This window comes from uncultured Aquincola sp., assembly GCF_964001545.1.
Lineage (GTDB): Bacteria > Pseudomonadota > Gammaproteobacteria > Burkholderiales > Burkholderiaceae_C > Aquincola.
The window spans coordinates 1-6,594 of record NZ_CAXFDV010000080.1; the positions used below are offsets into that span (position 1 = coordinate 1).

The 6,594-nt window shown below is 71.3% G+C and carries 9 protein-coding genes; 3 read left to right on the forward strand and 6 right to left on the reverse strand.

The features are described from left to right. The coding region (locus tag ABNT58_RS02860) for a DEAD/DEAH box helicase (RefSeq protein WP_348752002.1) at positions 1-2,167 on the forward strand (2,167 nt) is incomplete at its 5' end. On the opposite strand, the gene ABNT58_RS02865 is transcribed toward ABNT58_RS02860, so the two are convergent. From ABNT58_RS02865 to ABNT58_RS02890, 6 genes are read right to left on the reverse strand one after another with little or no spacing between them, the layout of a single operon-like run. Beyond that, positions 2,164-2,802 carry a 2-hydroxychromene-2-carboxylate isomerase gene (locus ABNT58_RS02865; RefSeq protein WP_348752003.1) on the reverse strand — a complete coding sequence of 213 codons (639 nt, stop codon included), beginning with the start codon at positions 2,800-2,802 and terminating at the stop codon, positions 2,164-2,166. The two genes, ABNT58_RS02860 and ABNT58_RS02865, sit on opposite strands and share 4 nt — an antisense overlap. Beyond that, positions 2,799-3,017 (reverse strand): DUF1289 domain-containing protein, encoded by a 219-nt coding sequence (locus ABNT58_RS02870; RefSeq protein WP_348752004.1) that lies wholly within the window; start codon positions 3,015-3,017, stop codon positions 2,799-2,801. The genes ABNT58_RS02865 and ABNT58_RS02870 overlap by 4 nt, the downstream gene beginning before the upstream one ends. After that, complete coding sequence (locus tag ABNT58_RS02875; protein WP_348752005.1) at positions 3,014-3,532, reverse strand: YbaK/EbsC family protein; 519 nt, start codon at positions 3,530-3,532, stop codon at positions 3,014-3,016. The genes ABNT58_RS02870 and ABNT58_RS02875 overlap by 4 nt, the downstream gene beginning before the upstream one ends. Before the next feature lie 10 nt (positions 3,533-3,542). After that, positions 3,543-4,163 carry a DUF4126 domain-containing protein gene (locus ABNT58_RS02880; RefSeq protein WP_348752006.1) on the reverse strand — a complete coding sequence of 207 codons (621 nt, stop codon included), beginning with the start codon at positions 4,161-4,163 and terminating at the stop codon, positions 3,543-3,545. 14 nt (positions 4,164-4,177) lie between these two features. Further along, a complete protein-coding gene (locus ABNT58_RS02885; protein WP_348752007.1) occupies positions 4,178-5,128 on the reverse strand; it encodes a GNAT family N-acetyltransferase in 951 nt (316 codons plus the stop codon). 4 nt (positions 5,129-5,132) lie between these two features. Further along, positions 5,133-5,624, reverse strand: a complete 492-nt coding sequence (locus ABNT58_RS02890) for a CreA family protein (RefSeq protein WP_348752008.1) — start codon at positions 5,622-5,624, stop codon at positions 5,133-5,135. A gap of 67 nt (positions 5,625-5,691) precedes the next feature. On the opposite strand from ABNT58_RS02890, the gene ABNT58_RS02895 reads away from it, so the two are divergent. Together ABNT58_RS02895 and ABNT58_RS02900 are read left to right on the forward strand one after the other, a co-directional pair. Beyond that, a complete protein-coding gene (locus ABNT58_RS02895; RefSeq protein ID WP_348752009.1) occupies positions 5,692-6,096 on the forward strand; it encodes a metalloregulator ArsR/SmtB family transcription factor in 405 nt (134 codons plus the stop codon). Next, positions 6,093-6,594: SRPBCC family protein (locus ABNT58_RS02900; protein WP_348752010.1), on the forward strand; the 502-nt coding region annotated here is incomplete at its 3' end. The genes ABNT58_RS02895 and ABNT58_RS02900, both read left to right, overlap by 4 nt.

Genomic DNA, 6,594 nt, shown 5'->3' on the forward strand with positions numbered 1-6,594 from the left:
CGCCGGCACCGAAGTGCCGGGCGAGAGCCGCCTGCGCGCCCAGCTGGTGCCGGTGGGCGATGCGCTGCAGCTGCGCCTGGTGGTGATGCCCTTCGGCGCCTTCGGCCCGGCGGTGCCGCCCGCCGTGGGCCGCGAGCGGCTGATGACGGTGCATGAAGGCCTGAGCCTGGCCACCCGCCGCGACCTGGCGCAGGAAGCAGCCCACCTGCACGGCGTGCTCGATGCCCTGCCCTGGCTGGAAGGCAGCGAAGCCGGTGAAGCCGGCTGGCTGCTGGACACGCCCGAGCTGGCGCTGCAAACGGTGGAAGCCCTGCCCACATTGCCCGCCATCGCCGCGCTGGACTGGCCGCGCGGCAAGCCGGTGCGCCTGACCACCGTGGCGCCGCATGCGCTGGCCGTGCGGGTGAGCAGCGAGCGGCAATGGTTTGCGCTGGAAGGCGAGCTGAAGGTGGACGACCACCGCGTGGTGGGCCTGCAGCAGTTGCTGCAGATGGCGCAGCAGGCCAAGACCGGCCGCTTCGTCGCGCTGGGCGAAGGTGAATACCTGGCGCTGACCGAGCGCCTGCGCCAGCAGCTGGCCGACTTGTCGGCCCTGGGCGCGCAGCGGCCTGACGGCGTGTTTGCGCTGCCGGCCGCCGGCGCCGCCTGGCTGGAAGCCACGCTCGACGGCATGCAGGTGGACGGCGACAACCCGTGGCGCCAGCGGCTGGCCGCGCTGCAAGCGGCCGCCCAGCTGCAGCCCGAACTGCCCAAGGGCTTGCGCGCCGAGCTGCGCAGCTACCAGGCCGAAGGTTATGCCTGGATGTCGCGCCTGGCCCATGCCGGCCTGGGCGCCTGCCTGGCCGACGACATGGGCCTGGGCAAGACGGTGCAGACGCTGGCGATGCTGCTGGCCCGTGCCGAGCGGGGGCCGGCGCTGGTGGTGGCGCCCACCTCGGTGGCCGGCAACTGGCTGGCCGAGGCGCAGACCTTCGCGCCCGGCCTGCGCGCCGCCATCTATGGCGATGCGGGCAACGAGCGCAACCGCGACGCCAGCATCGACGAAGCCGGGCCGGGCGACCTGCTCATCGTCTCGTACGCGCTGGTGCAGCTGGACGCCGAGCGCTTTGCCCGGCGCACCTGGTCCACGCTGGTGATGGACGAAGCCCAGGCGGTGAAAAACGCCGCCACCAAGCGCGCCAAGTCGGTGGCCGAGCTGAAGGCCGACTTCCGCCTGGCGCTCACCGGCACGCCGGTGGAAAACCGGCTGGCCGACCTGTGGTCCATCATGAACATGCTGAACCCCGGCCTGCTGGGCACGGCCACGCAGTTCAACGAACGCTTCGGCAGCCCGATCGAAAAACAGCAGGACGCCGCGGCCCGTGCGCGGCTGCGCCGGCTGGTCTCGCCCTTCCTGCTTCGGCGCACCAAGGCCCAGGTGCTGACCGATTTGCCGCCGCGCACCGAGATCGTCCACCAGGTGCAGCCCAGCGAGGCCGAGCGCAACTTCCTGGAAGCGCTGCGCCGCAATGCGGTGGAACGCATCCAGGAGATGGGTGAGAAGGGCGGCCCCGACACCGCCTTCCATGTGCTGGCCGAACTCACCCGGCTGCGCCGCGCTGCCTGCGACCCGCGGCTGGTGTCGCCCGAGCTGGGCATCGTCGGCAGCAAGGCGCAGGAGTTCGAGACCCTGGTGCGCGAGCTGGTGGACGGCCAGCACAAGGCGCTGGTGTTCAGCCAGTTCACCGACTTCTTGAAGCTGCTGGGCCGGCGGCTGGACGACGCCGGCATCGGCTACCAGTACCTGGACGGCAGCACGCCGGGGCCGGAGCGGGCGCGCCGCGTGGCCGCTTTTCAGCGGGGTGAAGGCGAGCTGTTTCTCATCAGCCTGAAGGCGGGTGGCTTCGGCCTCAACCTGACGATGGCCGACTATGTGCTGATCGTCGACCCCTGGTGGAACCCGGCCGCCGAAGACCAGGCCATGGGCCGCGCCCACCGCATCGGCCAGCAGCGGCCGGTGACGGTGTACCGCCTGGTCACGGCCGGCTCGATCGAAGAGCGCATCGTCGACCTGCACCGCGACAAGCGCGGCCTGGCCGATGGGCTGCTGGAAGGGCAGGACGAGGGCAAGGCGATCGGGGCGGATGAGCTGCGCGAGCTTCTTCTCGGAACACCGCCCGGGCTTTAGGAGCGCGTGACGGCGGGCCGCGGCGCTGCCGCGTCCGCCCATGGCTGGTCAAAGAACGGATCGCCGGCCAGCGCAGCGGCCACCATGGGCAGCGCGTCCAGGCCCCAGAACAGCCGGCCGTCCAGCTCGATGGCCGGCACGCCGAACACGCCGTGCTCGATGGCGGCTTGTGTCGACAACTTCAGCTCTTCCTTCACCTCGGCCGAGGCCGGGTCGCGCTGCGGCTGCAGCCGCGCCGTCAGCGCGGCCAGGCGCTGCGGGTCGTTGGCGTCACCGCCTTCGCACCACACGTGGCGGAACAAGGCCTCCACCACGCGCCGGTTGGGCGCACCGCCCGGCGGGCTGCAGGCCAGCGCCAGCCGCTGCAGCGCCAGCGGGTTGAACGGGTGCTGCGCCGGCAGCTGCAGCGGCGTGCCCTGCTGGCGCGCCAGCCACAGCACCTGGCGGTAGGTCCAGTCGCGCTTGGGCGCCACCTCAGCCGGGCCGCGCTGGCCCCAGTGCTGCAGCACCGCGCCCAGCAGCAGCGGCCGGTACTCCACCAGGTATGACTGCCCTTCCAGCGCCTGCGGCAGCCGGTCGAAGGCCAGCCAGGCGTAGGGCGAGATCACGTCGAACCAGAAGCGCAGCGACTTCATGCGCGCACCTTGCCCGTGAGCACCAGCAGCCCGCGCTGGCGCAAGGCCTCGCGCCGCGCGGGCAGCTGCGCCCACACCACACGCTTGCCCTCGTCGCCCATACGGCTCCACGCGGCGATCTCGTCCAGCGAACGGGCGCAGCCCATGCACCAGCCGCTGGCCGGGTCAATGCGGCAGACGCTGTTGCAGGGGGAAGGTACAGGCAAAGCGCTCATGCCTGCACCACGTCCACCACCGGCGCGCCGGTGAGGCTGGCCAGCTGCTGCGGCGTGAGCATGAACACGCCGTTCGGGTGGCCGGCGGCGGCCCACACCTCGTGAAAGCGGAACAGCTGGTCGTCGATCAGCGTCACCAGCTTTTCGGCATGGCCCAAGGGCGACACGCCGCCGATGGAAAAGCCGGTGCGGGCCTTGACGAAAGCCGCATCGGCGCGGCCCACCGGCCCCACCAGCGCAGCCACCTTCTTCTCGTCCACCCGGCGGTCGCCCGAGGCCACCACCAGCACCGCGGCTTCGTCAGCCTTGCGCTTGAAGATCACGCTCTTGGCCACCTGCCCCACCAGGATGCCCAGCGCATCGGCCGCCTCTTGCGAGGTGCGGGCCGGCACGCCCAGCCAGCGCGGCGCATGCGGATGGCCCAGCTCGGCCAGCAGCGCGGTGACGCGCTGAAAACCTTCAGAACCGCCCGTGGCGGCCTCGGCAGACGGGGTGGGGGTGTCGGCAGTGCTCATGGCGCCATTGTCATCGCGCGACGGCGCCACCATCGCCGGCCGCAGCCCGCCGTACCCGACCGGCCAGCCCGCGCAAAAATCGCGACAGCAGCACGATGGCCGCCACCATCACCACCAGGCCCACGGCCAGCAGCGCGAAGAACCACAGCGGCTGGTTCACCGACAGCCACAACATCGACGGCACGAAGGCATCGCCCAGCAACGACAGGCCGATGTTGCTGAAGGGCTCGGGCGAGGTGTTGGCCGCCGCCCGCGTGGCCGCCTTGGCCGCATGCGCGGTGGCCGCCAGGCTGCCGCCCAGCAGCGCGGCCACGGCGCCCCTGGTGGCCTCGTCGCCGCCGAACACGCCATAAGCCAGCGCGGCCCCGGCCGGTATGCGGATGGCGGTGTGCACCGTATCCCAGGCCGAATCCACCCAGGGGATCTTGTCGGCCAGAAACTCCACCAGCACCAGCGCACCGCTGACGGCCAGCAGCACCGGACTTTGCAGGACATGAAGACCGGCCGGCAGCTGCACCCAGCCCAGCCAGCCGGCCAGCCCGGTGAGAAACACCACCGCATACAGGCGCAGGCCGCTGGCCCAGCCGAGCGCGGCGGCCAGGGCCATGAGTTGGGTGGTGTCGAGGTGCATCGAGTAACAACCGCTCAAACAGGGTCGCGCCGGTAGGCGCCCACGGTCTCGGCGCTGCGCCAGTCCGGCGGCGTTTCGGCGGTGGCCCAGTGTTCCACCGCCTCGGCAATCACCGGGCCTGAAGGGCCACTGCTCAGCCGGTAGCGGGCGTTGCAGAAGAACACGCCGGGCGGGTGGTCGACCCGCACCACCGCATGCACACGGCCATCGGCCAGCGCGTCCACCGCCTGCAGCGTGATGGTCCAGCCCTCGGGGTAGGCGGCATTGGCGCGCACGATGGCATCACCATCGAGGAACCATTCACCGCTGCAAGGCCAGTGCGTCACCGCATCGGCGGCGTACAGCGCGCGCATGCCGGGCCAGTCGCGGGCCTGCACCCGCGTCCACAGCGTGCGCACCACGGCGCAGCGGTGCTCCCCATCGTCCAGCCCCGGCGGCATGCCCGGCTGCAGCGGCTTGACCATCACCACGCTGCGGTAGTGCTTGCCGTCCCACTGCACCTCGTCCACATCGGCAAAGCCCCAGCGGCCGTACAGCGCCCGCAGGTGGTGGGCGGGCACCGCCGTGTCCAGCGCGATGGCGCGGTGGCCTTGCTCGCGCGCCCAGGCTTCGCACGCCGCAAACAGCCGTTCGCCCAGCCGCTGGCCGCGCAGCGCCGGCTCAATGGCGAACTGGTGGATGTGGGCCACGTCGGTGCGGAAGTACCAGGGCGTGGCCCGCGCCCAGGCATGGCGTTGCGGGTCGAACGGACCGTTGACGGTGATGGTGCCCACCACCTGCGCCCCGCGGGCCAGCACGTAGCACTGGCCGCCCAGCACCCGCTCGCGGGTCATGGCCACCTTCTGGTCCACCGCGGTGTAGTTCAGGCCCATGGCGGCCAGCGGCGCATAGGCGCGGTGCAGCAGCGCGGTGATGGCTTCCAGCGAATCCGTGTCGGCCAGCGGCCTCAGCACCAGCTCGTCCATGGCCTTACTTCAGCGGAATGACGGTGCCCCGGTCCACCGGCACGGCGGTCACGCTGTTCTGCGGCGAGCCTTCGATCACCCGGTCGGAGTAGGTCAGGTACACCAGCGTGTTGCGGGTCTTGTCCACCATGCGCACCACGCGCAGCTTCTTGAAGATGAGGGAGATGCGCTCGGTGAACATCTCTTCCTGCGCCGGCAGCGGCTTCTTGAAGCTGATGGGCCCGGTCTGACGGCAGGCGATGCTGGCTTCGGCCTTGTCTTCGGCCAGGCCCAGCGCGCCCTTCACGCCGCCGGTCTTGGCGCGCGACACGTAGCAGGTGACGCCCTGCACGCCGGGGTCGTCGTACGCATCCACCACGATCTTGTGGTCGGGGCCGATGAGCTTGAAGACGGTGTCCACCTCGCCCACGGGCTCGGCCTGGGCGGCGGCGGCCGCCAGCAGGCCCAGGGCCAGCGCGGTGCGACGCAGGAAGGATGTGCGGAAGGTTTGTTTCATGGGCGGCAGCTTAGCGGCCTTGACAGGCCCCGGCCGCCTTCTATATTCACCCATAACGGTGAATGAAATGACGACGACCGACCTGCTGGACCACACCATGACCGCGCTGGCCGATGCCACGCGCCGCGCCATCCTGCGGCGGCTGGCGCGCGGCGAAGCCCGCGTGACCGAGCTGGCGGCGCCGTTCGCCATCTCGCTGAACTCGGTGTCCAAGCACATCCGCATCCTGGAGCGGGCGCAGCTGGTGCAGCGCCGGGTGGTGGGTCGCGAGCACCTGCTGTCCTTCAACCCCGCCCCGCTGGCTGAAGCCGGCGCGTGGATCCACGAGCAGCAGGCCTTCTGGTCGCAGCGGCTCGATGCCCTGGAAGCCGCCCTGCTGGCCGAAGACGCCAGCGCGGCCGCGGCTTCCGCCCCTGCCCCAGCGCCTGACCGCAAGAAGGCGCGCCCATCTGCCCGAGGACCCTCGCGATGACTGCCCATACGCCCTTTTCCTCCACCGACGCCGAGCCGCTAGGCGCGGTGATCGCGCCCGCCACCGTGCGCATCGAACGGCTGCTGCCCGGCACGCCCGAGCGCTTGTGGACCTACCTGACAGACCCCGACAAGCGCGCGCTGTGGCTGGCCGGCGGGCCGATGGCGCCGCACGAGGGTGGCCGCTATACGCTGCTCTTCCGGCACCAAGACCTGTCGCCGGTGGCCGAGCCGCCGCCCGATGCCAGCCTGCTGTGCAGCGACGGCGACATCGGCGAACACGGTGGCCAGGTGCTCACCTGGCAGCCGCCGCAGCGCCTGGTGCTGAGCTGGCCCGAGCCCGGCGGTGCGCCGCCTTCCACGGTGGAATTTGATCTGGCGCCGGTGGCAGGCGGCCAGCAGGTGCGGCTGACCATCACCCACCGCCGGCTGGCTTCCAGCGCATCGATGCTCAGCGTCTCGGGCGGCTGGCACACCCACCTGGGCGTGCTGCTGGACC

What these genes read in the sequence shown, in the direction of transcription:
- ABNT58_RS02865 (WP_348752003.1), bottom strand. Translation starts at nt 2,802, where the DNA reads ATGAAGTCGCTGCGCTTCTGGTTCGACGTGATCTCGCCCTACGCCTGG.
- ABNT58_RS02870 (WP_348752004.1), bottom strand. Translation starts at nt 3,017, where the DNA reads ATGAGCGCTTTGCCTGTACCTTCCCCCTGCAACAGCGTCTGCCGCATT.
- ABNT58_RS02875 (WP_348752005.1), bottom strand. Translation starts at nt 3,532, where the DNA reads ATGAGCACTGCCGACACCCCCACCCCGTCTGCCGAGGCCGCCACGGGC.
- ABNT58_RS02880 (WP_348752006.1), bottom strand. Translation starts at nt 4,163, where the DNA reads ATGCACCTCGACACCACCCAACTCATGGCCCTGGCCGCCGCGCTCGGC.
- ABNT58_RS02885 (WP_348752007.1), bottom strand. Translation starts at nt 5,128, where the DNA reads ATGGACGAGCTGGTGCTGAGGCCGCTGGCCGACACGGATTCGCTGGAA.
- ABNT58_RS02890 (WP_348752008.1), bottom strand. Translation starts at nt 5,624, where the DNA reads ATGAAACAAACCTTCCGCACATCCTTCCTGCGTCGCACCGCGCTGGCC.
- ABNT58_RS02895 (WP_348752009.1), top strand. Translation starts at nt 5,692, where the DNA reads ATGACGACGACCGACCTGCTGGACCACACCATGACCGCGCTGGCCGAT.